This is a genomic window from Micromonospora sp. NPDC005707, from assembly GCF_040631005.1.
GTDB lineage: Bacteria > Actinomycetota > Actinomycetes > Mycobacteriales > Micromonosporaceae > Micromonospora.
Genome location: NZ_JBEXYR010000006.1, coordinates 174,659 through 201,092 on the forward strand (window position 1 = coordinate 174,659; position 26,434 = coordinate 201,092).

A 26,434-nucleotide genomic window follows, 5' to 3' on the forward strand; every position below is an offset into this window, starting at 1 on the left:
GCGCACCGTCACCGGGCGGGGCAGCGCAGCCCCTCCCGGGGGACGGTGAGCGAGACCAGGTACGCGTCGACGGCACCCGTCACGCAGGCGGTCTGCGGGTAGGCCGTGTGCCCCTCACCCTCCCAGGTGAGCACCCGGCCGACGCCCAGCATCGAGGCCAGCGCGGCGGTCTGCTCGTAGGGCGTGGCCGGGTCGCCGGTGGTGCCGACCACGAGGATCGGCGGCGCGCCGGCCGCCTTCCCGGTCGGGTACGGGTCACGCCCGCCGGGCCACTCCACGCAGCCGAGCATCCCGACCGCCAGCGCCGGGCCGAACAGCGGGTATTTCTGCCGCCACTGGGACTGGATCGAGCGGATCTGCTCCCGGGTCGGCTTCTCGGTCTCGTCGGCGCAGTTCACCGCCATGTTCGCGTCGAACATGTTGGAGTAGTGCCCGTTGTCCTCGCGGCCCGCGTACGCGTCGGCCAGCTTGAACACGCCGCTCGGGTCGCCGCCCTGCAACGCGTCGACCGCCCGGGCCAACTCCTGCCAGCCCTGCTCGGTGTAGAGGGAGGAGATGACCGCGTAGAACACCCAGCCGGCGGTGGCCTCCCGGCCGTCCCGGCCCCGCACCGGCGAGACCCTGGCCTTGTCGATGGCCGTGGTCACCGCGGCCCGGGCATCGGGCGCGATCGGGCAGCGGCCGGCGTTCGCCGCGCACCAGCGGGCGAAGTTGTCGAACGCCCGCTCGAAGCCCTTCGCCTGGCTCTCCGAGCCGGCCAGGAGCTTCTGCCGCGGGTCCACCGCCCCGTCGAGGACCAGCGCCCGCACCCGCTGCGGGTAGAGCTGGGCGTAGGTCGCGCCGAGCAGGGTGCCGTAGGAGTAGCCGAGGTAGGTCAACTTGTCGTCACCGACGGCCGCGCGTACGGCGTCCATGTCCCGCGCGGCCTGCTCGGTGCCGTAGAGCGGGAGCTGGGCGCCGTACTTCGCGCCGCACCGCTGGCCGATCCGCCGGTTGAGGTCGGCGAAGCCGTCGAAGGACCCCTGGCTCTCCGGGTCGGGGTCGTAGCCGAAGCTGGCGTCCAGGTCGGCGTCGGAGATGCACTTCACCGGGCTGGAGCGGGCCACCCCGCGCGGGTCGAAGCCGACGATGTCGAACCGGTCGGTCACCGCGGCCGGCAGCCCGCCGAAACCCGGCCCGAAGGACAGGTAGACCGCCGTGTCCACGCCGGACGCGCCTGGCCCGCCCGGGTTCACCACCAGCGACCCGATCCGGTCGCGCTGCTTGTCGGAGCGGATGCGGATCAGCGCGATCTCGAAGGTCTCCCCGGCGCCCGGCCCGGCCGTCGCGCCGGTCGCCGCACCGCTGCCCCAGTCGCGGGGGACGGCGATCCGGGCGCAGTCGTAGCGCATGCCCGCCGCGCCCCGCCCGACCAGCTCGTCCGGCACCTCGGGGCAGGGTCGCCAGGTCGGCGCGGTGCCCGGAGCGGCCGCCTCGCCCTGGCTCTCGGCCCGCGGGGCGAACGCCGGGAGCGTGCAGCCGGCCGTGAGCACCAGCGCCGCGAGGAACCCGGCCAGGGTGGGCCGGCGGCGGAACCGGTCGGAGAAGCGGGTCACGTGGAGCCCTCCATGATCGTGTGGACCGCCAGGCTACGCCCGGCCGGGCCCGTCGCCTGCGGTCGCCGCCGGGTCCCCCCGCAGCACCTCGTCGACGTCGAAGCGGATCGGGCGCTCCAACTGCTCGTAGGTGCAGGAGCGGGGGTCGCGGTCGGGACGCCAGCGGACGAACTGCGCGGTGTGCCGCAGCCGGTCGCCCTCCATGGCGTCGTAGCCCACCTCGACGACCAGCTCCGGGCGCAGCGGCTCCCACTCCAGGTTCTTGCCGCCGGTCCACCGGCTCACCCCACCCGGGATGCGCTGCCCCCGCTCGTGGTCGCCGTGCACCCACGGGTGGTCGCCGCCGACCTCCCGGTAGGGCTCCAGCTCGTCCAGCAGCTCCTTTCGGCGGGCCGCGGTGAACGAGGAGCTGACCCCGATGTGGTGCAGCACCCCGGCGTCGTCGTAGAGGCCGAGCAGCAGCGAGCCGACCACCGGGCCGGACTTGTGCCAGCGGAAGCCGGCCACCACGGCGTCGGCCGTGCGCGCGTGCTTGACCTTGAACATCAGCCGCTTGCCCGGCTCGTAGGGCAGGTCGGCCGGCTTGACGATGAGACCGTCCAGCCCCGCCCCCTCGAACACGTCGAACCAGCGCCGGGCCGTCTCCGGGTCGGTGGTCACCTGGGTCACGTGCACCGGGGGCCGGACCTTGGCCAGCGCCTTCTCCAGGCGGCCCCGGCGCTCCGGGTAGGGCCGGTCGGTCAGCAGCTCGTCGTCGAGGGCGAGCAGGTCGAAGGCGACGAAGTCGGCCGGGGTGGTCTCGGCGAGCAGCTTCACCCGGGAGGCGGCCGGGTGGATGCGCTGGGCCAGCAGCTCGAAGTCGAGCCGTGGCTTTCCGCCCGGGCCGTCCCGGCGGATCACGATCAGCTCGCCGTCGACCGCGCACCGCTCCGGGAGCTGGCGGCGCGCCTGCTCGACCACCTCGGGGAAGTAGCGGGTCATCGTCTTGCCGCCGCGACTGGCCAGCTCGACCTCGTCGCCGTCGCGGAAGATGATGCAGCGGAAGCCGTCCCACTTGGGTTCGTAGGTCAGGCCGGGATCGGTGGGTAGTCGGGGCACGCTCTTCGCCAGCATCGGCTCGACCGGCGGATTGATCGGCAGGTCCACGGCGACCAGTCAATCAGACCCCACCGACGGTCGTGAGGCAGATCACCGGCGGCGCCGGGCGGCGTGTCCCGTCCCGGTCCCGATCGTCACCCGCGACCGGATGGTGAAACCGCAGGTCAGCGCTACGGTCGCGGCGTGCCGGAGTGGAGCTGCGGATGCTGCGGTCGCTGGCGGGTCAGCGTGGAACTGATCCGCGGGCGCTACCGCTACCGGCTCGTGCACCGCTACCCGTCCGAGCACGGCGGCGGCGCGAACGTCGTCGGCGAGGTGGCCTCCGTGGCCGAGCTGGAGCTGCTGCTCCGCCGGTACGCCCCGGTCGGCCTGGCCGACCTCCGCGAGGCGGCCTGACCGGGATCACCCGCCGTCGATCACCGGCGTAACCTGACCCTGATCGCATCAGGGAGGAAAGCGGCATGCGTTTCGTCGAGTCCGTCGAGATCGCGGCCGACGCCGACCGGGTCTGGGCGGTGCAGACCGACGTGGAGCGCTGGCCGGAGTGGACGCCCTCGGTGACCTCCGCACGGCGACTGGAACCCGGGCCGCTCACCCTCGGCGCGACGGCCCGGCTGGCGCAGCCCCGGCTGCGCCCGGCGGTCTGGCGGGTCACCGAGATCGACCCGCCGCACCTCTTCGTCTGGGAGTCCGACACCCCGGGCGTGCACAGCCGCGGCGAGCACCGCCTCGTGCCGCTGGCCGACGGGCGGGTCCGCGCCGAGCTGGTAATGGCCCAGACCGGCCCGCTCGCCGGGCTCGTCGGGCTGCTCGCCGGCCGGACCATCCGCCGCTACCTGCGGCAGGAGGCCGAAGGGCTCAGGCGCCGCTGCGAGCGGGGCTGACCGCGCCGGGCGCACCCGCGACGAGCTTCTCCAGCACCGCCAGGCGGTTGCCGTTCTCGTCCGGCCGGTGCGCCACGACCCGGTAGCCGCGCCGCGCGTACAGGCTCAGGTTCTCCGCGCTCTCCGCACCGGTGAACAGGGCGAACCGGGCCACCCGCCCGGCGCAGGCGCCCTCCACCGCGGTCAGCAGCCGGCCACCGATGCCGCGCCCCTGCTGGTCCGGGGCGACCGCGAGGCGGCCGACGTGGGCGGTGTCGCCGTCGACCCGGGCGCGCACCGAGCCGACCAGGCGCGGCCCGAGCCGGGCGGCCAGCACCACGGTCGGGCCGGCCAGGGCGGCGCGGACCTCGTCCAGGGTCTCGGTCAGCGGGGGCAGGAACACGTCCCGGTAGCGCTGCGCCTCCACCAGGTACGCGGCGCGCTGCACGGTGAGGATCTCGCCGGCGTCCGCGACACCGGCCGGGGCGACGGTCAACTGCTCGGTCACCCCGCAAGCCCACCACAGCCCGCCGGACCGGCGCCGGGCGGGCCACCCCGCCCGGCCGTACGCTGGCGGGGTTTCCGCGTGGAGGAGGCCGACGTGCCCGAGCTGACGTACCCCGAGGTGGGCGCGACCCGCGACGGGCGCCTGCCGGCCGGCTACGACCACCTGCGCCACCGGGTCCGGCTGCCCGACGGCGGCTTCGCCGCCGCGGCGGACGCGGTGCTCGGCTGGCGGCTGCACCGGGCGGCCGGCGTCGTCATGCGCACCGGCGCGCCGCGCGCCGCCGCGGGCGTGCGGGTCACCCCGGGGCTGGGCGTCGGCCCGCTGCGGATCTGGGGCCCGACCGAGGTGGTCTGGACCGTCGAGGAGCCCGACCGGGCCGGGTTCGGCTACGGCACCCTGCCCGGGCACCCGGAGATCGGCGAGGAGGCGTTCCTGGTCACCCGGACCGCCGACGGCGTCTGGTTCGAGGTGACCGCGTTCAGCCGCCCGGCCCGCTGGTACGTGCGCGCCGCCGGGCCGCTCAGCCGGGCCGTCCAGCGGGGGTACGCCTGGTGGCTCGGTCGGACCCTGCGCCGGCTCTGCGCCGGTCACCGGCCGGCGTCGCCGTCTCAGTAGCCGGCGAAGGAGCGGATCGGGGCGCGCGGCCCGTACTTCGGCGCCTGGATGCCGGCGGCCTCCAGCAGCACGCAGACCCGGCCGCGGTGGCCCCGGAACGGCTCCAGCAGGGCCAGCATCCGGGCGTCGTCGCCGCGCGGCTCCCCGGCCAGCGCCCAGGCCACCGTGTTCGGGACGTGGTAGTCGCCGACGCTGACCGCGTCCGGGTCCCCGTACGCGATCCGGACCACCTCGGCGGCGGTCCACGGCCCGATGCCGGCGATCGCGGTGAGCCGGCGGGTGGCCTCGGCGGCGTCGACGCAGCGTTCCAGCCGGTCCGCGACGGCGGCCGCGCGACGCAGCGTGTCGGCCCGCCGCTGCTCCACCCCGAACGGGTGGAAGACCCAGTACGGCGTGGCCGCCACCGCCGCGGCCCCGGGCGGCAGGAGCAGCGGTTGCAGCGGCCCCGGCGCCGGCTCCCGGAAGTGCCGCACGGTCGCGGAGTACGCCCGGTACGCCTCCTTGCCGGTGACCTTCTGCTCGAAGACGGCACGCAGCAGCCGGGGGAAGACCTGGCCGGTGGCGGGCATCCGCAGCCCGTGGTGCTCGCGGGCCAGCCGGGCCACCAGCGGGTGCGCGCCGGCCAGCGCGGCGAACCCGCTCAGGTCGTCGCGGAGCCCGGCCACCGCGTCGGCCCGCTCGACCACCCAGTCAGCCCCCGGGCCGTAGCCCTCGGCGACCAGCTCGCCCGCCTCGGGACGCAGCGCGAGGGTGGCCGGGCCGGCCGGGGTGCGGGTGGCCCACCAGAAGCTGCCGGCGGCGATCCGGGCGCACGGGTCGTACGGGCTGAAGGTGAGGGCGCGGACCGAGGCGGCCAGTCGGTAGCCGGCCGGGGGGCGCAGCGTCCGGCGGGCGTCGGGGGAGGTCACCCCGCCACTCTGCCATGACGTCCTCCGGTGACAGCGGACACGGCGCGGGGTGCGGCGCCGGCCCGTTTTGTTCGGGGGCCTGGCGCCGCGCGGGGTGCGGCGCCGGCCCGCATCGGGCCGGCGCCGCGCCGGGACGCGGGGCTGCCGGATGGCCACCGTCCCGGAACCACGACGGTGGCCGGCCGCGCCCTCCCCGGCTGCGACCGGCCACCGTGACCGGGGTCCGTCAGTACGAGTAGCCCGAGTCGCCGCCCGAGTCGCCCGACGCCGGCGGGGCGACGGCCTTCGGGGTGCCGGTGGGCAGGCAGGTCAGGTTCTTCTTGCCGTTCGGGTCGACGACGAACCACGTGCCGCCGACGCCCTGGCCCTTCCACTGACCGGGCTTCTTGTCCCCGATGTAGCGGTAGACCGGCCAGCCCCCGATGGTGATCTGCCGGGTGCCGTCCTGCCGGGTGACGGTGCCGACCTTGTCGTCGGAGACGCCCTGGAGCTGCGGGTTGCCGTCGGTCAGCGCGGGCGGCCAGACCTGGGCGCACTTGTCGACGCAGTTGGACTGCGCCGGGTCGGCCGAGTCCTTGTCGAACCGGTACAGCACCCAGCCGTCCTGGTCGGTGACGACCTTGCCCATCCGGGGCAGCTTCTTGCCGACCAGTTCGTCGGTGAGTTGCACGTCGGACGGGGGCGCCTTGTCGTCGGCGGCCGCGTCCGGGGACGCGGAGGCTTCCGGTTCGGCCGACGCGGTGGGTTCGGCCGCGGCGACGGCGACCGGCTCGGCCGCGCTCGAGTTCGCCCCGTCGTAGCCCGCGGGGGCGCAGGCCGTTAGTGCGACCATCGCGCTCGCGACGATGACGGTCGTCCGCTTCAGGTGTGCCACGTGCCCTCCTCGTTCTTGGCAGTTCGCCGAGTAGTACGGGCGGTGCGCTGTCAAGGTTGAAGGGAAAAAGGTGCTCCATTTCACAGTGGATCGGTTGAACCGATCCGGCCGGCGGCGCGTGGGGGAGCACATCGGGCCGGTGTCCCCGGGAACGACGGAACGGCGCCGGGCGATGTCGCTGCCCGGCGCCGGCGTTCCGGCGGGATCAGAGGTCGCTCACCGTCACCAGCGGGCTGGCGATGCCGTTGACGTCGACCGACTGGACCTGGATCTTCTCGATGTCCTTGAGCGGGGCCGACGTGGACGCGCTCAACTCCAGCGGGAGCTGGTTGGTGTTCGTGCCGTAGCCGCCGCCCGGCACCGACCAGGTCGAGACCACCTCGCTCGTGGCGTTCTTGCGGACGACGACCAGCCGGCACGTGCGCGGCCCGGGCAGGCGGGTCAGCTGCAGGTCGATCTGGGTGCCGTACTCCTTCGACGCCAGCCACATGGTGGTCTTCACGCCGGTGCCCGGGTCGACCGCGTTGTGCTGGTCGCCCTCCTGCTCGTTGCCGCCGACGTTCGGGTCGTTGGGGTCGGACGGCTCGCTGTTCGGCGGAGCGGTGACGGGCGCCGTGAGGGTCGGCCCGGCCTGCGGGAGAGGCTTGTCGTCGCCGCCGCCGAACACCCCGGCCATGCCGACGCCGCTCAGGCCGCCGAACACCACGACCGCGGCCGCGGCGGCGAAGACCTGCCGCATCCGGGTCCGCCGCCGGTCGCGGCGCACCGCCACGAGGGTACGGTCCAGCAGCGCCGGATCGGTGTGCGTCTGCTCCAGCGCGGCCATCGCCTCGCCGTCGATGCCGGAGAGCATCCCCACCACCGGGACCATCGTCTCCAGCTCCGCCGCGCACGCCCAGCAGGTGGCGAGGTGCTCCTCGAACCGCTCCGAGTCCTGCGGGTCCAGCACGCCGAGCGCGTACGCGGCGACGTCCATGTGGTCCGCGCGGCTCATTCCGTCACCCCCCTCTCCTGCAGAGCCGTGCGCAGCGCGCGCAGCGCGTAGTAGACCCGCGACTTGGCGGTGCCGAGCGGAAGGCCCAGCTCCTCGGCCGCCTCGGGCACGGTACGCCCCCGGAAGTACGTCGCCACCAGGATCTCCCGGTGCGACTGGCTCAGCGTACGCAGCGCGTCCGCCACGGTCATCGTGCGCAGCACCCGGTCGGTGCTGTCCGCCTCGGCGAACGCGGTCAGGTCCCGGTCGTACGTCTCCGCCGGGCGGGCCTGTTCGCTGCGGTGCTCGTCGATGGCGATCCGCCGGGCCACCGTGACCAGCCAGGGACGCAGCGACCCCTGACCGTGGGTGCCCAGCCGGTGCGCGTTGCGCCAGGCCCGCAGCAGCGTCTCCTGCACGATGTCCTCGGCGCGCTGCCGGTCGCCGCCGGTCAGCCGCATCACGAACATCAGCAGGGGCCCGGCGTGCTCGGCGTAGAGCAGCCGGATCAGCTGGTCGGAGTGGCTCGCCTCGGTGGACGTGGCCTGGTGGCGTCCGGGCGCCGGTCGCGGCGTCACCGGATCATTCTGGCGATCCGAGGGGCAGGCGTCGACCCCCCGGCCCGACCTCGACGCGCGCGACCGGGGCTGTGCCCGGGCGAACATCCACTCGGGCCTCGCCACCTCGCCGTGCCAGCCGGCCGCCACCGCATGCATGCAAGACCTCCGGTGTCCAATGACTCAGCCGACCCCCCACGGGCATGGCCGCCCGGTGATACGCACCGGCCCGCCGAGCGGATCAACGCCGGACGGAAAAAATTCCGGGCGGGGGCGGGGTGGAGTCCGTGGCGTCGGCGTCGTGGACCACCGGAGCGCCCCCGACGAAGCGGTCCAGCTCGGCGCCGGACAGCACCCGGCCGGGGAACCAGTCGCCGGCGGCCCGCCGGGTCAGCTCGGGCACCGGCGGCTCCACCCGGGACGCCACGAGCACGAGGTTGCCGTAGCGCCGGCCACGCAGCACCGCCGCGTCGCCGACCACGCAGGCGCGGGGCAGCACGGTGCGCACCGTGGCGACCTGCCCGCGGGCGTGCCGCAGCGGCGGGCCGTCGGCGATGTTCGCCAGGTAGCAGCCGTCGGGCCGGAGCACCCGGGCCACCTCGGCGGCGTACTCGGCCGAGGTCAGGTGGGCGGGGGTGCGGGCGCCGGCGAAGACGTCCGCGACCACCACGTCGTAGCTGCCGTCCCGGCTCGACGTCAGGGTGGCCCGGGCGTCGGCGACCCGGACCCGCAGCCGGGGGTCCGCCGGCCAGGGCAGCTCCCGGCGCACCAGCTCCACCAGCGCGCCGTCCACCTCGGACACCCGCTGGGTCGAGCCGGGGCGGGTGACCTGGACGTAGCGGGGCAGGGTGAGCGCGCCGCCGCCCAGGTGCAGCACCCGCAGCGGCGCGCCGGCCGGCGCCACCAGGTCGATCGCGGCGGCCAGCCGCCGGACGTACTCGAACTCCAGGTGGCCGGGGTCGTTCAGGTCCACATGGGACTGCGGGGCGCCGTCGAGCAGCAGCGTCCAGGAGCCCGGCCGGTCCGGGTCGGGCACCAGCTCGGCCTGCCCCGTGTCGACCTGCGTGACCTCCCGGTCCGCGCCGCGTCGCCGGCCCATCAGCGCCGGATCCCCCGGGCCGCCGCGGTGAGCACCCGGTGCAGCAGGCGGGCGTCGCCGAGCATCCCGCGCAGCCGGCGCTCCAGGCCGGCGATGGGGATGAGGTTCTGCGGGGCGCGCGGGTCCTTGTAGGGAGTGGAGGCGAACCGGGGCAGCGTCACCAGGGACAGGTCGGCCAGCCCGATGGCCTCGGCCTCGGTCAGCTCGGCGGAGCACTCGACCCGCACGATGCCGGCCCACGGGGCGCCGCCGGCCACCGGCAGCCGCAGGTACCACGAGTAGCCGCCCCACGCGGTGCCCAGCCGGAACACGGGGCAGCGCTGCCCGGGGGCCAGCCCGGTGACCACCGCGGTGAGCCGGCCGTCCAGGTACTGGCTGTGCTGGGTCTTGATGTAGCCGAGGGTGCGGGGCAGGTTCCGCCGGCTGCGCAGCGGCCCGTCCACCACCAGCAGGTCGCCGTCGGCCCGTACCGTCTCGGAGACCGCCACCTCCAGGGCGGTCAGCGGGCCCTGCACGGCGGCGGGGAGCTTGCTCAGCTCGCCCGTGCCGCTCACCCGGTGCACCGGGTAGTGGATCGCGCCGGCCACCACGTCCTGCGCCGAGGGGCTGGCGGTGAACAGGCCCCGGCCCACCCGCGAACCGGCCAGCTCCGCCGCGCCCCGCTCCAGGTCGCAGCGGACCACCCCCGCCGCGTACGAGGCGGCGATGCCGGGGAACGAGCCGCCGTCGTCCTCCGCCGTCCAGACGCTGGCGTCGATCCGGCGTACCCCGTCGACCAGCAGCACCACGTTCGGGGCGGCGACGTCGCGTCGCGCGTCGACGGCCCGCCAGTCGGTGGCGGGCAGCTCGACGTCGGCGTCGACCTGGGCGCTGCTCGGCGCCGCCGGCCCGCCCCCCGCCTCGAACGACGCCCCGTAGGCCGGGTCCCACGCGTCGACGAAGAACCGGGCTCCCGCCCTCGACGGTCCCGTCACGCCGCGCTCCTCACAGGCCGGTCCGTTCGACGCGGGCCGTGCGGGCGTCCTTGCGGACCTCGAAGCGGACCGGGATCCGCTCGGCGAGCGCCGGCACGTGGGTGACCACACCGACCATCCGGTCGCCCCGGGCGGCCAGGTTCTCCAGGGTCGCCGCCACCGTGTCGAGGGTGGCCGCGTCCAGCGTGCCGAAGCCCTCGTCGAGGACGATCGACTCCAGGCTGGCCGCGCTCGTGGACATCCCGGCGAGCTGCTCGGAGAGGGCCAGCGCCAGGGCCAGCGACGCCTGGAACGTCTCGCCGCCGGAAAGGGTGCGCACCCCGCGCCGCAGCCCGGCGTCGTGGTGGTCGACCACGAAGAACTCGCCCTTGTCGTGCACGAGGTCGTACTGGCCGCCGGAGAGCTCGCGCAGGATCCGCGAGGCGCCGTCGACCAGCAGGTCCAGGGCCTCGGCCAGCAGCCAGCGTTCGAAGTTGTTGGCCCGCAGGTGCCCGGCGAGGGCGCGGGCCACCCGGGCCTCCCGCTCGTGGCCGGCCCGCTGCTCGCGCAGCTCGGCGGCCTGCTCGCGGCGCTCGTCCAGCCGGCGCAGCTCCGCCTCGGCCCGCTCCACCGCCACGGCGGCGTCGCGCTGCGCGTCCCGCGGTGCGGGCAGCCCGGCGGCGTCGAAGAGCCCGCCGATCCGCTGCGCCACCTCGCCCGCCGCGGCCTCGGCGGCGTCGACGGCGGCGGCCAGCCCGTCCCGGTCGGCGCGCCGCCGCCCGGCCTGCTCGCCGGCCCATCCGGCGAGGGCCGTCCAGGCGGCGGCCACGTCGTCGCGATCGGCGGCGGGCGGACCGAACCGGGCCAGCCCGTCGCGGACGGTGTCGAAGTCGCGCCAGGCCCGGCGCAGCCGATCCTGCGCCCCGTCGAGGGAGCTGCGGGCCCGGCGCGCGGCGTCGCGGCCGGCGCGGACCGCACCCGCCGCCTCCTCCAGCGCCCGGCGCAGCCGGGCGTGCTCGGCCAGGGTCCCGCGCAGCGCCTCCGGGGTGGCGGCGCCGGCGAGCTGCCCGTCCAGCTCGGCCAGCCGGGTCGCGAGCTGGTCGTGCTCGGCCCGGGCGCGCAGCAGCACCCGGTCCAGCTCGCGGGCGGCCGCGTCGCGCTCCTGCACCACCCGCTTGGCGGCCTCGCTGGCCGCCCGGGCCGCCTTGCCGGCCGCGAGGGCCCGGGTCACGGCCGACCCCTTCGGCACGGCCGGCACCCGGGGGACCGGCTGCTCGCAGACCGGGCAGGGGGCGCCGTCGACCAGGTGCGCCCGCAGCGCCACCGCCTGGTCGGTGGCCTTCGCCTCCTCGTGCGCGCGGAACGCCGCCTCCAGCTCCGCCTCGGCCCGTTCGGCCTCGGCCCGGGCCGCGGTGAGCGCGCCGGCCGCCGTGTCGTGCTCGGCCTGGGCCGCGTCCACCGCCGCGCGGACCGCCGCCGCCTCACCGGTCAGCCGCTCCCGGTCGGCGTAGGCCTTGAGCTGGAGGCGCAGCGCGCTCTCGTCGCCGGCCGCGGCAAGCTCGCCGCGCAGCTTCTCCTCGCGCTCCTCGGCCAGCCCGACGGCGGCGGTCGCCTCGTCCGCGGCGGTCCGCGCGGCGGACACCGCCCGGGCCAGCTCGGCGGTCCCGTCCGGCGGCCGGACCCCGGCCAGCACGGTCAGCTCGGCGTCGAGCGCCGCGAGCGCCGCCGCCTGCTCGCGCGCCGTCGCCCGCGCCCGCTCCAGCTCCGGTACGGCCGCCGCGACCGCCCCGGCCAGCTCGCGCATCGCCTCGACCCGCTCCCGGGCGGCGACCAGGCTCTCCTCGTCGACGTCGGCGAGGCCGCCGAGCACCTTGTCGACCGCCTCCAGCTTCGCCTCGGCCTGCCCGGCGCGCTCGGTGGCCTTCTTCTGCACCTCCTCGTAGATGCCCAGCCCGAGGAGGTTGACGAGGATCTGCTGCCGGGTGGCCGGCTTGGCGTGCAGGAAGTCGGCGAACTGCCCCTGCGGCAGCACGACGCAGCTGGTGAACTGCTCGTACGGCAGCCCGACCGCGTCCAGCACCGCCTGCTCCATCTCGGCCGGGGTGCCGGCCACCACCTCGCCGAGATCCTCCGGGCTGAGCCCGGTGTCGAGCTTGGTGACGTCGAACCCGGGCGGCATGAGCTCCAGCCCCGCGTTGGCGGTCTTCACCGTGCCCCGGCCGTCCCGGCGGACCACCCGGGTGGCCACGTAGCGGTCGCCGGCGGACTCGAAGACCAGCCGCACCCGCGCCTCGGTGGCCGACGGGGCGAGGGCGTTGGCCAGGCCCCGCGTGCCGCCCCAGCGGGGGACCGTGCCGTAGAGCGCGAAGCAGATCGCGTCGAGCACCGTCGACTTGCCCGAGCCGGTCGGCCCGACCAGCGCGAAGAAGTCCGCGTCGGTGAAGTCGACGGTGGTCTCCTCGCGGAAGACGGTGAAGCCCGCCATGTCCAGCCGCATGGGCCGCATCAGTGCTCCACCTCCTCGAGCAGCTCGTCGAAGAGCTCCCGGACGTCCTCGTCGGCGTGGCCCCGGCTGCCCAGGTAGTCGGCGAACAGCTCGCGCGGCGAGCGGCCGGCGCGCTGGGCCGTGCGGGTGCCGCTGCCCGGGGCGGGCACCAGCTCCGGGTCGATCCGGATCTCCAGCGCCCGGGGGAGCAGCTCCTGCACCTCCTCGCGCAGCCCGGCGCGGGGCTGCTCGCGGACGTAGACCCGCAGCCAGCCGTCGGGCACGTCGATCTCGGCGAGCTGGGCCAGGGTGCCGCGGACCGTGCGCAGCGGGACGGCCCCGGGCACCGGCACCTCCCGGATCTGCGCGGCGGTCGTCGCGGTCACCTCGACGATCGTCACCGACCCGACGTTCTCCTGCTCGCCGAAGTCGACGGCGAGCGGGCTGCCGCTGTAGCGGACCGGGCAGGGGCCGATCACCCGCTGGGAGCGGTGCAGGTGGCCCAGCGCCACGTAGTGCGCGTTGCCCGGGAACACGGTCGCCGGCACCGCGTAGCCGAGCACGGTGTGCGCGTCCCGCTCGCCGCCGCCGGTGCTCGCACCGACCACGGTGAGGTGGGCGGTGACCAGGTGCACCCGGTCCGGCTCGGTGAACCCCTCGGCCAGCCGGGCGAGCACCCGGCCGAGGTGGTCGGCGTAGGTCTGGTTGGCCTCGGCCGGGGTCAGCTCGTACATCTCCACGGCGCGTACGGCGTAGCGCTGGGAGAGGAACGGCAGCGCGGCGACCTGCCAGCGTTCGCCGTCGCGGGTGGTGCCGTCGATGACGTGCTCGGCCGGATTCTCCCGGACGCTGCCCCGCAGCGTGATCCCGGCGGCCTCGGCCCAGGGGCGCAGCGCGTCGAGCGCCGCGCCGTTGTCGTGGTTGCCGCCGATCGCCACCACGTCCGCCCCGGTGCGGCGCAGCGCGGTGAGCGCCCGGGTGACCAGCCGGGTCGCCTCCGGGGTGGGCGCCGCCGTGTCGTAGAGGTCGCCGGCCACGATCACCAGGTCCGGCCGCTCGACCCGGGCGATCTCGATCACCTGGGCGAGCACCTGCTTGTGCTCCTCGGCCCGGGACTGCCCCTTGAGGACCTTGCCGACGTGCCAGTCGGAGGTGTGCAGGATCTTCATGTCAGCCCTCTAGAACGGGATGTCGTCGTCGGAGGTGCCCGAGCCGACCACCGCGAACGGGTCGGCCGCCTGGGTGATCGAGCGCAGCGTCTCCGAGGGCGCCCGGCCGGCCTCGGAGACCCGGGTGGCCCAGGCCGGGAAGGGGAACTCCAGGCAGAGCGGGACCGGGATGTCGGGCTGGTTGACGAACATGGTGCCCGGCTTGGCCAGCAGGGCCCGCTGCCGCTGGGCGGGCGGCAGGAAGCCGTATTCCGGGCGGGACGCCTCGGCCGGGTCGAGCCGGCCGACCACCCGGATCGCCGAGTTGGTGACGATCCGCCGCTCCACCTCGCTGGCGGTCTGCTGGGCGCCGACCAGGATCACCCCGAGCGAGCGGCCCCGCTCGGCGATGTCGAGCAGCACCTCCTTGATCGGGGAGGAGCCTTCCCGGGGGGCGTACTTGTTGAGCTCGTCGAGGACGACGAAGAGCAGCGGCTTCGCGGTGCCCGCCTTCTCCTTGCGCTCGAACTCGCTCTTGAGCGTCACGCCGACCACGAAGCGCTGCGCCCGGTCCGGCAGGTTGTGCAGGTCGACCACGGTGACCTGGGCGGACTCGGCGGTGTTGATCGAGTGCGGGCGGCGGGTGGCCAGGTCGCCCCGGATCAGCCGGCCCAGGTCCTTCTTGCTGCCGATCAGCCGGCGGGCGAACGCGTTGACCGTGCCGAGGCCGACCGCGCTGCCCGCCCACTCGCCCCGGGTCTCGTCGTCGTTGAGCTGCGCGACGACGTGGTCGACCAGGTCGGCGTAGGACCCCAGCCGCACCCCGTCGATGCTCACCCCGCCGTCGGCGGGCTGGGCGTATCGGGCCAGGTGGGCGGCGACCGAGTGCACCACCATCGTGTATTGCTGCCGCTCGTCGTCGGCGTCGGCGAAGACGTAGGGCAGCAGGCGGTCGGCGCAGAACTCGCTCAGCGTCCAGTAGAAGCTGTCCACCCCGGTGAGCCGGCTGCTCACGTCGGGGGTGCCGGACGAGTCGCCGACCCGGGGCGGCGCGTAGACCCGGACGTCGGGGAACGCGCCCGCGTCGAGCCCGAGCTTCGCGTAGCCGGCCCGGGTGGCGTCGTCGAGCCGGGTGTTGGGGTGGTCGAGGAAGAGCAGGTCCTCGCCCTTGACGTTGAAGATCAGCGCCTTGGCGTTGACCGCGTCGCCGCCGAGCACGCCGGAGCGGAAGACCGAGTAGAGCAGGAAGGTGGCGAAGCTGGTCTTGGTGGCCACGCCGGAGATGCCGGAGATGGAGACGTGCGCGCCCCGGGTGCCGTCGAGGAAATCGGCGTTGAGGTAGACCGGGACGCCGTCGCGGCCCATGCCCATCGGGATGCGCCGCTCCATCCGGTCGAAGTGCAGCGCCCGGGCCCGGGCGTCGCCCTCGGCCCGGTGCACCACGGCGCCCGGGGTGGGCGGCACGTAGAACTCGGGGTCGACGCGGGTGGTGGTGACCTCGGCGGCCTCCTGCACCTGCGCGGGCAGGGTGCCGTCGGCGATGGCGAACACGTCGGAGTCGAACTGCGCGCCCTCGTGCCGGGCGCGCACCTGCGTGACCACGCCGGCGATGGTGACCGGCTCCCGGTCGGGCAGCTCGCGGCGGGTCACCACGACGTCGTCGAGTTGGAGGTAGCTGCCGGGGGCGACGGCGGTCCAGAAGGTGAGCGGGGTGGCGTCGGCGGTGCCGAGCACGCGGCCGACCCCGTCGCCGGGGCCGTCGAGCAGGTCGTCGGTCATCGGCGGTCTCCGGTCGGCTGGTCGTCCCGTTCACGGCGCACGTCGTGCATCCTGCCCGAGGGATGCGACAGGTTGCCACGCGACGCGGCGGACGCCACCTCGCCGGTCCGCCGGCCGTGCGCAGCGGGACCGGCCGCTGACTCTCCGTACGCCCCGGTCGGCCATTCCGGCACCGCCGGGCCGGATCACGGGGGATCCTGCAAGGGGCCGGTGGACGGAAGGCACGAGGAGCGGCGGTGGAAGCAGTCCGGAGCCGGACGGCGTGGCTGCTGGCGCTCGCCGTGCTGCCGCCGGTCCTGCAGGCGGCCGTGCTCGTGGGCATCGGCTTCCACGGCGCCCGAGGGCTGGCGCCCCAGGTGACCGCGGTCTGGCCGTACGACTCGTTCCACGACCTGCGGTGGCTGCTGGTCTACCACGACTCCTGGTGGAACTTCGGCCTCGGGCTGGTGCTGCTCACCGTGTTCCGCGGGCTGCTCTCCGCCGGGCTGACCGCGCTGGCCTGGCCCGCGCGGGCGGCGCGTCCCCCGTTCGGCTGGCTGGTCCGGCGGAACCTGGAGGTGGCCGCCCTCGCCCTGGTCATCATCTCGCCGTGGGCCGCCATCTCGGTGGCCTTCTCGGCGGTCGCGCTCTCGCTCTACCTGTTCGCCTCGCTCGCCCCGATGCTGGTGCTCGCCCCGTTCCTCCAGCGCGCCGGGGTGGTCGGGAACTGGTGGCGCGGCCTGCCCACCATCGAGCTGCTCGGCTGGTCGGTGCTCAACTTCGTGGTGCTCACGGTCGCGGGCGCCGTCATCTCCAGCACGTCGGGCTGGTGGGCGGTCCTGGTGGCCGCGCTGGCCGGCCTGGCCAACGGCCTGCTCTGGCAGCGCACCGTGTCGGCGGCCGTGCTGCCGGCCCGGATCCGCCTGGCCCGGACTCCCGTGGCGCCGGTGGCCATCGCCCTCACCATGGCCGCGGCGGTCGGGTCGCAGTCTCTCGTCGGCCTGGCGACGGGTCCACCGGCGGAGTGGCTGCCCCCGCTGCTCACGCAGCGGCTGCCCGACCGGGTGCCGCACGCGGTGATCGCCATCGCCGGACACGACTCGCAGTGGAACGGCCGGCCACCGGCGGACCCCCGGGTGGAGCGCTTCTCCTACCGGGGGCTCGACCGGCAGGGGCGGCCGCTGCCGTACGGGCCGGAGACGACCCACCAGTCCCTGGACGCCAGCGCGGTGCTGCTGGCCGCGCAGATCGACCGGTTGCACCGCCGGACCGGCCGGCCGATCGGCCTGCTCGGGTTCAGCGAGGGCGCCATGGTGGCCCGCACCTACCTGGACAAGTGGGCGCAGCCCCTGCCGGTGGAGGCGGTGCTGCTGTTCAGCCCGCTCGTCCAGCCCGGCCGGGCCTACTACCCGCCCCCCGGCTACAGCGGGTGGGGCGTGGCCGCCGGTTGGGAGCTGCGCGGGATCTTCTGGCTGGCCAACCTGGGCCGCCGGGTGAAGAGCACCCCGGACGAGCCCTTCGTCCGCTCGGTGCTGGTCAACGCGCCCTTCTACCGCAACCGCACGCTCTGTCCGGTGGCCGGGGTCCGCGTGATCGCCTTCCTGCCCACGGTCAGCGCGGCGGAGGCGCCGCCCGGCGAGTACAGCCGTATCCCGGTGTTCCAGATGCCCGCCCTGCACGGCGGCCTGATCGGCCAGCGGCTCGCCGAGGAGCGGGTGGTCGACTTCCTGGCCGGCGGCCGGGTCGACGAGCCGCGCCGGGAGTACCGCCTGCTCCAGCGGCTGGGCGCCGCCTGGCAGGCCCCGCCGCTCGCGCTGGCCGTCAATCCGGTGTGGGCGGCCGCCCGGGAGGGCGACCCGGCCTTCTCCGGCCGGATCTGCGAGCCCCGCTGACCGGCGGCCTCACACCGCCCGGCCGGTGGCCCGGCGGTGCCGGAGCAGCAGCCGGATCGCCGCCGCGTCGACGGCGGCCACGATGAGCAACCGGATCGGCGCGTACGGCAGCATGAGCAGGTCCAGGGCGATCGCCAGCGCCGCGCAGCCGATCGCGACCGCGGCGGCGTCCCGCCGGCCGGTGAGCGCCACCAGCCCGGCGACCGCGACGGCGGCCCCGATCGTCAGTTGCAGCCAGGCCCAGAAGGTGAGGTCGACCTGGTGCATGCCGCCCTCGCCCACCACCACGAAGACCCCGGACCGGAGCATGCCGAACCCGGCCAGCACGTCGGTCAGCCCGGTGGCGACCAGCAGCCCACCGGCGAGCACCGGCCGACCGGTCCGCTCCGGGGCCGTCCCGGTCGCCTGCGGAGTACGCATTCCCCGAGGTTACGGCGCTGATCAACGGCGGGTTCGCGAGACGGCGCAGCCCGACCCGGCGGGGCGCGGGTTCCGGCGCCGGAGCACCGCACCCGCGCCCCGCGTCGTGCCTCAGCCGCCGGCGAGCACCTCGCGCAGCCGGGCGGCGAAGGCCGGCGGGTCCTCGGCGAAGCCGACGTGGCCGCCCGGGAACATCGCCGGCGCTGTGCCCAGCGCCGCCGCGAGCGCCCGCGAGGTGCGGTCGCAGACCTCACCGGTCGACCGCTCACCGAGACCGACGACGACCCGGGTCGGGCCGTCGCGCAGGGCGTCCACGTCGGGCCGGAAGCGGGTGGTCCCCCGGATCATGTGCAGGTATTGGAAGTGCTCGTCGGCGGCCGCCTGCGGGTCGGGCTCGCCGCCGAACATGCCCAGCACCACCTCCTCCGGCAGGTGGATGTTCGCGGTGGCGAGGAACTGGCGTCCGGCGCCGAGCCGGTCGCCGGAGCGGTAGGTGGCGATCATCTCGTCCTCGCGGGCCAGCAGGTCCGCCCGGTCGGGCAGCAGGCCGAGCAGCGGCGGTTCGTGCGCGACGACCGTGTGCACCCGCTCGGGAGCCGCCTGGGCCAGGGCGAGGACGGTCACCGCGCCGCCGCTGGAGCCCAGCACGGCGGCCGGACCCGCGTCGACGTGGGCGAGGAGCCGGGCCACGTCGTCGGCGCGCAGTTCGGGGGTCGAGTCCTGGTGCGGGTCGTGCAGGACGCTGCGGCGGATCCCGCGCGGGTCGGTGGTCAGCACGGTGTGCTCCGCGGCCAGCAGGTCGGCCAGTGGCACGAAGGCGTCGGCGTCCATCGGGGCGGCGACCAGCGCCACGAGCGGGCCCCGGCCGCGTACCTCGTAGTAGAGCCGCCCGTCGGGCACCGCCAGGGTGCCGGTGGTGACGGGTGCGGTGGACATGCTGCTCATCGGGTCCTCCAGGGTCGTGACGGGCGAGCCGTTCACCTTCCTGACTCCGGCGCTGCGGCAGAATCGTCGTCGTGAGCGTCAGTTCCCCGGCCGCCGCCGGATCCCCGGACCGCGCCCCCGTCGACGAGGCCGACTTCACGGCGCTCGTCGCGCCACTGCGCCGGGAGCTGCACGCCCACTGCTACCGGATGCTCGGCTCGGTGCACGACGCCGACGACGCCCTCCAGGACGCGCTGCTGCGGGCGTGGCGCGGGCTGCCCACCTTCGCCGGGCACGGCTCGCTGCGCTCGTGGCTCTACACCGTGGCGACCCGGGTCTGCCTCGACGCCATCGCCGGTCGCGCCCGGCGGGCCCTGCCGGTCGACCTCGGCCCGGCCAGTGACCGCGCGGTGCCCGACAGCGGCCCGGTCCACGAGGTCGCCTGGCTCGGCCCGTACCCGGACACCGGCCTCGCGCCCGGCCCCGTCGCTCCGGGCGCGCGGTACGAGCAGCGCGAGGCGGTCGAGCTCGCCTTCGTGGCCGCCGTGCAGCACCTGCCGGGCAACCAGCGGGCCGCGCTGCTGCTCTTCGACGTCCTCGGCTACTCCGCCGCGGAGATCGGGGTCATGCTGGGCACCTCGACCACGTCGGTGAACTCGGCCCTCGCGCGGGCCCGCCGGGTGCTGGCCGAGCGGGCCCCCGCCGCGACGCAGCAGCGCACCCTGCGGATGCTCGACGACGCCCGGCTGCGCGAGGTCGTCACCGGCTACGCCACCGCCCTGGAGAACGGCGACGCGGACGCCCTGGTCGCCCTGCTCACCGAGGACGTCACCTGGTCCATGCCGCCGATGCCGCACTGGTACCGGGGCGTCGCGGCCGTGCTGGACTTCGCCCGGTCGGCGCCGCTCGGCCCCTGCGGCAGCTGGCGGCACCTGCCCGCCGGCGCGAACGGCCAGCCCGCGGTCGCCGGCTACCTGCGCCGGGCCGGGACCGGCCCGTACCTGCCGTGGTCGGTCGACGTGCTGACGCTGCGGGGTGACCGGATCGCCGGGATCACCTCGTTCGTGGGCGCGGAACACGCCGCGGCGTTCGGGCTGCCGGACTCGCTGCCGGGGGCGGCCGTTCCGCCGACCCGGTGACCCGTGGCCGCCGGCCGCCGGCCGCCCGCTCCGCCCTGGCCGGGCGAGGCTGTCCGCGTATCCCCTTTTGCCCTTGACGGACGGTGCGGTCAGGCGGCCGGTGCGGCGCCGGCGGGCGGCGCCTCGCCGGGGTCCCGGGCGTAGCGCAGCATCAGCACGCCGTCGGCGGCGGCCAGCACGTGGCGCAGCGGCAGGTGCCGCGGCGCGCTGCCGGCCCCCGCGGTGATCCGGCCCGGGCCGGCACCGGCGAGCAGCGGCGCGACGGTCAGGCACAGCTCGTCCACCAGGTCGGCCGCGGTGAGCGCGCCGAACAGGTGCGGCCCGCCCTCGCAGAGCACCTGGCCCAGCCCGCGCCGGCGCAGCTCGGCCAGGCCGGCGGCCAGGTCGACCCGCTGCGCGCCGCAGCGGACGAGGTCGGCCACCTCGGTCAGCCCGGGCGGCGGGTCGGCGGCCGCGTGGGTGAGCACGAGCGGCCGGACCGGCGCGTCGGCGAAGCACGCCTGGGCCGGGTCGAGGTCGAGCGAGCCGGAGACCACCACGAGGGTCGGGTATTCGGCCAGGCCCTGCTCGCGGCGCCAGGCGCGGCGCTCCTCGCCGAGCCGCAGCGCCCGGTAGCCCTCGTGGCGCAGCGTGCCGGCGGCCACCACGAGCCCGTCGCAGAGCATCCGCAGCAGGCCGAAGACGCGCTTGTCCGGCTCGCCGGAAAGCCCGGCGGAGTAGCCGTCCAGGGTGACCGCGCCGTCGGCGCTGGCCACGAAGTTCACCCGCAGGTGGGGACGGGGGACGCGGCCGTAGAGCGCGGCCAGCTGCGGGTCGGTCAGCGGCCCGGTGACGGGCGCCGGCCAGACCCGTTCGATCGGGGTTCCGACGCTCATTCGCCGGCCGGACCGGTGACCGGAGGGGTGGGTTCGGGGGTACGGTGCTGGCAGTCGCACCACTTCCGGCCTGGACAGTCGTCGTGCCGCCGCTCCCGGCACGCTCGGCAGATCATGTGGGCAGCCTATGCCGAGGAAGGATGGGACAGCATGTCGCGTCAGATCTTCCAACTGAAGGTCTCGCTCGCCGGGGTCCGGCCGCCGGTGTGGCGGCGGGTGCTGGTGCCCGGCGGCTACACCCTGGACCGGCTGCACCGGGTGGTCCAGCACGCGATGGGCTGGCGGGACTGCCACCTGCATTCGTTCGACGTCGACGGCCGCCAGTACGGCGAGCCCGATCCGGACGGCGAGCTGGCCCTCCGCGACGAGCTGGACGTCCGGCTGGACGCGGTGGTGGGCAAGGGGGACCGGTTCCGCTACACCTACGACTTCGGCGACTGGTGGGAGCACGACCTGGTGGTCGAGGACGTGTGCACGGCCGACCCGGACGAGCGCTACCCGGCCTGCGTCGAGGGGGAGCGCGCCTGCCCGCCGGAGGACGTCGGCGGCCCGGCCGGGTACGCCGTCCTGCTGGCCGCGCTGGCCGACCCTGGGCACCCCGAGCACCGGATGATGCGGGAGTGGGCCGGCGCCGGCTTCGAGCCGGAGTTCTTCGCCGCCGATCGGGCCACCACCCTGCTGCGTCGCTTCTGCTGACCGCCCTTCCGGGACTGCGCCCGGGAGCCACGCGGTAACGATCTGGGAACGCTCCCAGCGGTCTATTGACACTCCTGACACGTGCCGGCAATCTCATGGGAGCGCTCCCGCAGGTGTGTCCCAAGCCACATCGCTCCTCGCGGCGGCGCCCCCAGAACCAAAGCCTCACCACGCGACCTGCCCGGCCGACGAGCGGGCGCGAGTCAGAACCCACCACACGAGTTACCCACCTGAGAGGGGTCAGGGATGAGCGTCATGAGGCGCCGGCTCCGGATTGCCGCGGCCGCCGTGCTCGCCGCGGGCGTTGCTCTCGGCAGCGCCGGGTGCAGCAAGAAGAACGACGACGAGGGGTCCGGCGAGGGCGGCCAGGTCAAGCTGGTCCTGCAGACCTTCCAGAACTTCGGCTACGACCAGGCCATCAAGGACTTCGAGGCGGCCCACCCGAACATCAAGGTCGAGCACCAGAAGATGGGCGAGCTGCGCGACTTCCAGCCGAAGCTGGTGCAGTGGCTCGCCGCCGGCAGCGGTGCCGGCGACGTGGTCGGTCTGGAGGAGGGCGTCCTGCTCGGGTACGTCCAGAACCCCGACAAGTTCGCCAACCTGCTCGACCTGGGCGCCGGTGAGGTGAAGGCCAACTTCCCCGAGTGGAAGTGGAACAACGCCCTCACACCGGACGGCAAGAAGCTGATCGGGCTCGGCACCGACGTCGGTGGACTCGCCATGTGCTACCGCAAGGACCTGTTCCAGCAGGCCGGTCTGCCCACCGACCGGGACGAGGTCTCGAAGCGGATGACCACCTGGCAGGACTACATCGCGCTGGGCAAGGAGTTCAAGGCCAGCGGCAAGGTCAAGGCTGCCTGGCTGGACAGCGCGACCAGCCTGATGCAGCCGTACGTCATGCAGAACTCGCAGACGTTCTTCTTCGACAAGGACAACAAGTTCATCGGCGACACCAACCCGGTCATCAAGCAGACCTGGGACATGGGCCTGCAGATGGCCAAGGACGGGCTGACCGCCAAGACGCAGCGGTGGAGCGCCGACTGGGACGGGGCCTTCAAGAACTCCGCGTTCGCGACGCTGCCCTGCCCGGCCTGGATGACCGAGGGCGTCATCGCCCCGAAGTCCGGCCCGGCGAACTCCGGCAAGTGGGACATCGCCAACATCCCCGGCGGCGGCGGCAACTGGGGCGGCTCCTACCTGGCCGTCCCGGCGCAGACGAAGCACCCGAAGGAGGCGTACGAGCTGGCCAAGTACCTGACCAGCAAGGAGGGCCACCTGGCGGCGTTCAAGGAGGCGGGCGCGATGCCGTCCGACATCGCCGGCCTGGACGACCCGGCGTTCAAGGACAAGACGAGCGAGTACTTCAGCGGTGCGCCCACCGGCAAGATCTTCGGTGAGAGCGTCAAGAACATGAAGCCCGTCTTCCTCGGTGCCAAGCACCAGCAGGTCTGGGAGACCATCTTCGAGCCGCAGATGCAGGCGGCCGAGCGTGGCCGGCTCAGTTCGGATGCCGCCTGGAAGAAGGCGGTGGACGAGGCCAAGAAGGCGACCAGCTGAGTCGCCGGTGACCGGCCGAGCCCACGGGGATCCACTGCCCGTGGGCTCGGCGGCGGCGCCCACACCCGCCCCAGGGGTGTGGGCGCCGCGGCGAGGTCGCCGCCGCCCCACCTCCCGGAAGGACCTGCAATGAGTTCGACTGTCGGCGCGGTGCCACCATCGCGCGCCGCTTCGCCGCCCCCGTCCGCCCCGCTGCACCGCCGCCGGTCGTACCGGCTCGGCCGCTGGGACCTCAAGTACTCCCCGTACCTGTACGTGGCCCCGTTCTTCGTCCTCTTCGGGGTCTTCGGCCTCTTCCCGGTCCTCTACACGGTCTACGTCTCGCTCTTCGACTACGAGCTGCTGAGCGGAACCAAGGAGTACGCGGGGCTGGAGAACTACCGCCTCCTGATGCAGGACGCCCAGTTCTGGAACGCGGCCTACAACACCCTCGGCATCTTCCTGCTCAGCACCGTGCCGCAGCTCATCGTGGCGCTGATGCTCGCCAACCTGCTGAACCGGCAGATGAAGGCCCGCACGCTGCTGCGGATGGGTGTGGTCATCCCCAACATCACCTCGGTGGCCGCGGTCGGCATCATCTTCGCGCTGATCTTCGCGGACCGGTACGGCCTCATCAACTGGTTGCTCGGCACGGTGGGCTTCGACCCCATCGCCTGGCGGGACAACCGCTTCGCCTCCTGGTTCGCCATCGCCTTCATGGTCGACTGGCGGTGGACCGGCTACAACGCGCTCATCTACCTCGGTGCCATGCAGGCCATCCCCAAGGACCTGTACGAGTCGGCGTCGCTGGACGGCGCCTCGACCTGGCGGCAGTTCTGGGCGATCACCGTGCCGCTGATCCGGCCGACGATCCTCTTCACGATCATCATCTCCACCATCGGTGGCTTCCAGATCTTCACCGAGCCCCTGATGTACGGGAACGGGCTGGTCCGCGGCGGGGTGGACCACCAGTTCCAGACCCTGGCCATGTACATCTACGAGAAGACCTTCACCGGGAACTCCGAGTACGGGTACGGCTCCGCGATGTCCTGGCTGCTCTTCATGATGATCATCATCTTCGCGCTGATCAACTTCGTGCTGGTACGCCGGACGGTGAAGGGGGACAAGAAGTGAGCACCACGCAGACCCTGCCCCGCCCGGTCACCCCGCCGCCGGTGCCGTCCCGCCGCCGCGGCCGCGGCCGGCTGCCCGGCGCCCAGCTCTGGCAGGCCAGCCCGCTGACCTACCTCGCGCTCATCCTCGGCGGCGTACTGTCGATCTTCCCGATCATCTGGTCGTTCATCATCGCCTCGCGGGACAACAGCGCGGTCTACGAGATGCCGCCGACCCCCGGCGACCAGCTGTTCACCAACATCGACCGGATGCTCGCCAACGAGGACGCCGCGTTCGTCTACGGTCTGGTCAACTCGGCCGTCGTGTCGACCGTCGTCACCATCTCGGTGATCTTCTTCTCCAGCCTGGCCGGCTTCGCGTTCGCCAAGCTCAAGTTCCGGGGCAGCAACGCGCTGCTGCTGATCATCATCATGACCATGATGGTGCCGACCCAGCTCGGTGTCATCCCGCTCTACCTGATGATGGTGGAACTCGGCTGGACGGGCACCCTGCAGGCGGTCATCGTGCCGTTCCTGGTGCAGGGCTTCGGCGTGTTCATGATGCGCCAGTACGCGATGTCCGCGATCAGCGACGAGCTGATCGAGGCGGCCCGGCTCGACGGCTGCTCCACCTGGCGGATCTACTGGAACGTGGTGCTGCCCGCGCTGCGGCCGGCGGCGGCGGTGCTCGGCCTGCTGACCTTCATGCAGACCTGGAACGAGTTCCTCTGGCCGTTCATCGTGCTCACCCCGGACACCCCGACGGTGCAGTACTCCCTGAAGATCCTCTCGTCCGGGCTCTACCAGACGGATTACGTGGCACTGTTCGCTGGCACCGCACTGGCGACCCTGCCACTGTTGATCGTGTTCATCATCTTCGGCCGCCAGATCATCGGCGGAATCATGGAAGGCGCCGTCAAGTCGTGAGCAACCCAGCCAGCCCGCCCGCCGTCGGCGTCCTCGACCAGGGTGCGGCAGCCACCTTCCCGCCCGGCTTCCTCTGGGGCGCGGCGACCGCCGCGTACCAGATCGAGGGCGCGGCGACGGAGGGCGGCCGCGGCCCGTCGATCTGGGACACCTTCAGCCACACCGAGGGGCGGACGGTGGCCGGGCACACCGGCGACGTGGCCTGCGACCACTACCACCGGATGCCCGACGACGTGCGGCTGATGGCCGACCTCGGGCTGAAGTCCTACCGCTTCTCCGTCTCCTGGCCGCGGGTGCAGCCCGGCGGCGCCGGAGCGGTCAACGCCGAGGGGATGGACTTCTACCGGCGCCTCGTGGACGAGCTGCTGGGCCACGGCATCGAGCCCTGGCTGACCCTCTACCACTGGGACCTGCCCCAGCCGCTGGAGGACGCGGGCGGCTGGCCGGCCCGGGACACGGCCGGCCGGTTCGCCGACTACGCCCAGCTGGTCGCCGACGCCCTCGGCGACCGGGTGAAGTACTTCACCACGTTCAACGAGCCGTGGTGCTCGGCCTTCCTCGGCTACGGCTCCGGCGTGCACGCGCCGGGCCGGTCGGACGGGGCGGACGCGGTCCGGGCCGGGCACCACCTCATGCTCGGGCACGGGCTGGCCGTGCAGGCCCTGCGGGCGTCCCGCCCGGACGCGCAGCTCGGCATCACCGTCAACCTCTACCCGGTCACGCCGGCCACCGGGTCGCCGGAGGACGCCGACGCCGCCCGCCGGATCGACGCGCTGGCCAACCGGTTCTTCCTCGACCCGGTGCTGCGCGGGGCGTACCCGGCGGACCTGGTCGCCGACCTGCGCGAGGTCACCGACTTCGGGCACGTCCGGGACGGCGACCTGGCGGTCATCTCGACCCCCCTGGACATGGTGGGGGTCAACTACTACAGCCGGTACGTGGTCGCCGCGCCGGCGGAGACCGGCCCGGCCGAGGCGTACTGGCGGGCGCCGTCGTGCTGGCCGGGCAGCCAGGACGTCCAGTTCGCCACCCGGGGCGTGCCGGTGACCGACATGGGCTGGGAGATCGACGCCCCGGGCCTGGTGGAGACGCTGGAGCGGGTGCACAAGGACTACACCGACCTGCCGCTCTACGTCACCGAGAACGGCTCCGCGTTCGTCGACGCGGTGGTCGACGGCCGGGTCGACGACCCGGACCGGCTGGCGTACTTCGACGCGCACCTGCGCGCCGCGCACGCCGCGATCAGCGCCGGGGTGCCGCTGAAGGGATACTTCGCCTGGTCGCTCATGGACAACTTCGAGTGGGCGTGGGGCTACACGAAGCGCTTCGGCATGGTCTACGTCGACTACGACAGCCAGGCCCGGATCCCGAAGTCCAGCGCCAGGTGGTACGCCGATGTGATCCGACGCAACGGCCTGGCCGCACAATAGGCTGGGCCAGCCAGTGACGGGCGGCCCGGCGCCGGCGCCGGTACAGGTG

At 74.4% G+C, this 26,434-nt stretch carries 25 protein-coding genes; 10 read left to right on the forward strand and 15 right to left on the reverse strand.

What is annotated here, in order from left to right:
• Positions 1-8: 8 nt before the first annotated feature.
• Together ABZ452_RS13725 and ABZ452_RS13730 are read right to left on the reverse strand one after the other, a co-directional pair.
• The gene (locus ABZ452_RS13725; RefSeq protein ID WP_357942305.1) at positions 9-1,595 is read right to left on the reverse strand and encodes an alpha/beta hydrolase; all 1,587 of its coding nucleotides are present in this window, start codon (positions 1,593-1,595) and stop codon (positions 9-11) included.
• A gap of 33 nt (positions 1,596-1,628) precedes the next feature.
• Positions 1,629-2,741, reverse strand: a complete 1,113-nt coding sequence (locus tag ABZ452_RS13730; RefSeq protein WP_357942307.1) for an ATP-dependent DNA ligase — start codon at positions 2,739-2,741, stop codon at positions 1,629-1,631.
• 135 nt (positions 2,742-2,876) lie between these two features.
• On the opposite strand from ABZ452_RS13730, the gene ABZ452_RS13735 reads away from it, so the two are divergent.
• Positions 2,877-3,089: a hypothetical protein gene (locus ABZ452_RS13735; RefSeq protein ID WP_357942309.1), complete on the forward strand. Its 213-nt coding sequence runs from the start codon at positions 2,877-2,879 to the stop codon at positions 3,087-3,089.
• Between the two features lie 65 nt (positions 3,090-3,154).
• Complete coding sequence (locus ABZ452_RS13740) at positions 3,155-3,577, forward strand: SRPBCC family protein (RefSeq protein ID WP_357942311.1); 423 nt, start codon at positions 3,155-3,157, stop codon at positions 3,575-3,577.
• Here ABZ452_RS13740 and ABZ452_RS13745 read toward each other — a convergent pair.
• Entirely contained in the window at positions 3,552-4,064 is a 513-nt protein-coding gene (locus tag ABZ452_RS13745) for a GNAT family N-acetyltransferase (RefSeq protein WP_357942313.1), read from the reverse strand. The genes ABZ452_RS13740 and ABZ452_RS13745 overlap by 26 nt on opposite strands.
• Positions 4,065-4,142: 78 nt before the next feature.
• Here ABZ452_RS13745 and ABZ452_RS13750 point away from each other — a divergent pair, with 78 nt between their 5' ends.
• Entirely contained in the window at positions 4,143-4,679 is a 537-nt protein-coding gene (locus ABZ452_RS13750; RefSeq protein WP_357942315.1) for a DUF1990 domain-containing protein, read from the forward strand.
• Here ABZ452_RS13750 and ABZ452_RS13755 read toward each other — a convergent pair.
• From ABZ452_RS13755 to ABZ452_RS13795, 9 genes are all read right to left on the reverse strand, one after another.
• Complete coding sequence (locus ABZ452_RS13755; RefSeq protein ID WP_357942317.1) at positions 4,673-5,587, reverse strand: DNA-3-methyladenine glycosylase 2 family protein; 915 nt, start codon at positions 5,585-5,587, stop codon at positions 4,673-4,675. The two genes, ABZ452_RS13750 and ABZ452_RS13755, sit on opposite strands and share 7 nt — an antisense overlap.
• A 226-nt stretch (positions 5,588-5,813) precedes the next feature.
• Positions 5,814-6,461 (reverse strand): hypothetical protein, encoded by a 648-nt coding sequence (locus tag ABZ452_RS13760; protein WP_357942319.1) that lies wholly within the window; start codon positions 6,459-6,461, stop codon positions 5,814-5,816.
• 205 nt (positions 6,462-6,666) lie between these two features.
• Complete coding sequence (locus ABZ452_RS13765; protein ID WP_357942321.1) at positions 6,667-7,455, reverse strand: zf-HC2 domain-containing protein; 789 nt, start codon at positions 7,453-7,455, stop codon at positions 6,667-6,669.
• On the reverse strand, positions 7,452-8,150 hold the full coding sequence (locus tag ABZ452_RS13770) for a sigma-70 family RNA polymerase sigma factor (protein ID WP_151465193.1): 699 nt from the start codon (positions 8,148-8,150) through the stop codon (positions 7,452-7,454). Before ABZ452_RS13770 ends, ABZ452_RS13765 begins: the two co-directional genes overlap by 4 nt.
• Before the next feature lie 82 nt (positions 8,151-8,232).
• A complete protein-coding gene (locus tag ABZ452_RS13775) occupies positions 8,233-9,090 on the reverse strand; it encodes a fused MFS/spermidine synthase (RefSeq protein WP_357942324.1) in 858 nt (285 codons plus the stop codon).
• Positions 9,090-10,064: a hypothetical protein gene (locus ABZ452_RS13780; protein ID WP_357942326.1), complete on the reverse strand. Its 975-nt coding sequence runs from the start codon at positions 10,062-10,064 to the stop codon at positions 9,090-9,092. The genes ABZ452_RS13775 and ABZ452_RS13780 overlap by 1 nt, the downstream gene beginning before the upstream one ends.
• A gap of 10 nt (positions 10,065-10,074) precedes the next feature.
• Positions 10,075-12,549, reverse strand: a complete 2,475-nt coding sequence (locus ABZ452_RS13785; protein WP_357942328.1) for an SMC family ATPase — start codon at positions 12,547-12,549, stop codon at positions 10,075-10,077.
• Positions 12,549-13,697 carry an exonuclease SbcCD subunit D gene (locus ABZ452_RS13790; protein ID WP_357942330.1) on the reverse strand — a complete coding sequence of 383 codons (1,149 nt, stop codon included), beginning with the start codon at positions 13,695-13,697 and terminating at the stop codon, positions 12,549-12,551. The genes ABZ452_RS13785 and ABZ452_RS13790 overlap by 1 nt, the downstream gene beginning before the upstream one ends.
• A 9-nt stretch (positions 13,698-13,706) precedes the next feature.
• On the reverse strand, positions 13,707-15,455 hold the full coding sequence (locus ABZ452_RS13795; RefSeq protein WP_357942332.1) for an ATP-binding protein: 1,749 nt from the start codon (positions 15,453-15,455) through the stop codon (positions 13,707-13,709).
• A gap of 236 nt (positions 15,456-15,691) precedes the next feature.
• Between ABZ452_RS13795 and ABZ452_RS13800 the strand changes: the two genes are divergently transcribed.
• Positions 15,692-17,326, forward strand: coding sequence for a hypothetical protein (locus tag ABZ452_RS13800; RefSeq protein WP_357942334.1), 1,635 nt, complete (start codon positions 15,692-15,694; stop codon positions 17,324-17,326).
• 9 nt (positions 17,327-17,335) lie between these two features.
• Here the strand turns inward: ABZ452_RS13800 and ABZ452_RS13805 are convergent, their stop codons facing one another.
• Both ABZ452_RS13805 and ABZ452_RS13810 read right to left on the reverse strand, forming a co-directional pair.
• Positions 17,336-17,746 (reverse strand): hypothetical protein, encoded by a 411-nt coding sequence (locus ABZ452_RS13805; protein ID WP_357942336.1) that lies wholly within the window; start codon positions 17,744-17,746, stop codon positions 17,336-17,338.
• Between the two features lie 111 nt (positions 17,747-17,857).
• A complete protein-coding gene (locus ABZ452_RS13810; RefSeq protein WP_357942338.1) occupies positions 17,858-18,691 on the reverse strand; it encodes an alpha/beta hydrolase in 834 nt (277 codons plus the stop codon).
• A 71-nt stretch (positions 18,692-18,762) separates the two neighbouring features.
• Between ABZ452_RS13810 and ABZ452_RS13815 the strand changes: the two genes are divergently transcribed.
• Positions 18,763-19,809 carry a sigma-70 family RNA polymerase sigma factor gene (locus ABZ452_RS13815; protein ID WP_357942340.1) on the forward strand — a complete coding sequence of 349 codons (1,047 nt, stop codon included), beginning with the start codon at positions 18,763-18,765 and terminating at the stop codon, positions 19,807-19,809.
• An 89-nt stretch (positions 19,810-19,898) separates the two neighbouring features.
• Here ABZ452_RS13815 and ABZ452_RS13820 read toward each other — a convergent pair whose 3' ends face one another.
• On the reverse strand, positions 19,899-20,684 hold the full coding sequence (locus tag ABZ452_RS13820) for a pyrimidine reductase family protein (protein ID WP_357942343.1): 786 nt from the start codon (positions 20,682-20,684) through the stop codon (positions 19,899-19,901).
• Positions 20,685-20,834: 150 nt separating this feature from the next.
• Between ABZ452_RS13820 and ABZ452_RS13825 the strand changes: the two genes are divergently transcribed.
• The 5 genes from ABZ452_RS13825 (at position 20,835) to ABZ452_RS13845 (ending at position 26,385) form a co-directional block, all read left to right on the forward strand.
• Positions 20,835-21,380: a plasmid pRiA4b ORF-3 family protein gene (locus tag ABZ452_RS13825; RefSeq protein ID WP_357942345.1), complete on the forward strand. Its 546-nt coding sequence runs from the start codon at positions 20,835-20,837 to the stop codon at positions 21,378-21,380.
• A gap of 255 nt (positions 21,381-21,635) precedes the next feature.
• Positions 21,636-22,937 (forward strand): extracellular solute-binding protein, encoded by a 1,302-nt coding sequence (locus ABZ452_RS13830; protein WP_357942347.1) that lies wholly within the window; start codon positions 21,636-21,638, stop codon positions 22,935-22,937.
• A gap of 129 nt (positions 22,938-23,066) precedes the next feature.
• On the forward strand, positions 23,067-24,050 hold the full coding sequence (locus ABZ452_RS13835) for a sugar ABC transporter permease (RefSeq protein WP_357942349.1): 984 nt from the start codon (positions 23,067-23,069) through the stop codon (positions 24,048-24,050).
• 71 nt (positions 24,051-24,121) lie between these two features.
• Positions 24,122-24,955 carry a carbohydrate ABC transporter permease gene (locus tag ABZ452_RS13840; protein ID WP_229791451.1) on the forward strand — a complete coding sequence of 278 codons (834 nt, stop codon included), beginning with the start codon at positions 24,122-24,124 and terminating at the stop codon, positions 24,953-24,955.
• A complete protein-coding gene (locus ABZ452_RS13845; RefSeq protein WP_357942351.1) occupies positions 24,952-26,385 on the forward strand; it encodes a GH1 family beta-glucosidase in 1,434 nt (477 codons plus the stop codon). Before ABZ452_RS13840 ends, ABZ452_RS13845 begins: the two co-directional genes overlap by 4 nt.
• The last annotated feature ends 49 nt before the right edge of the window (positions 26,386-26,434 follow it).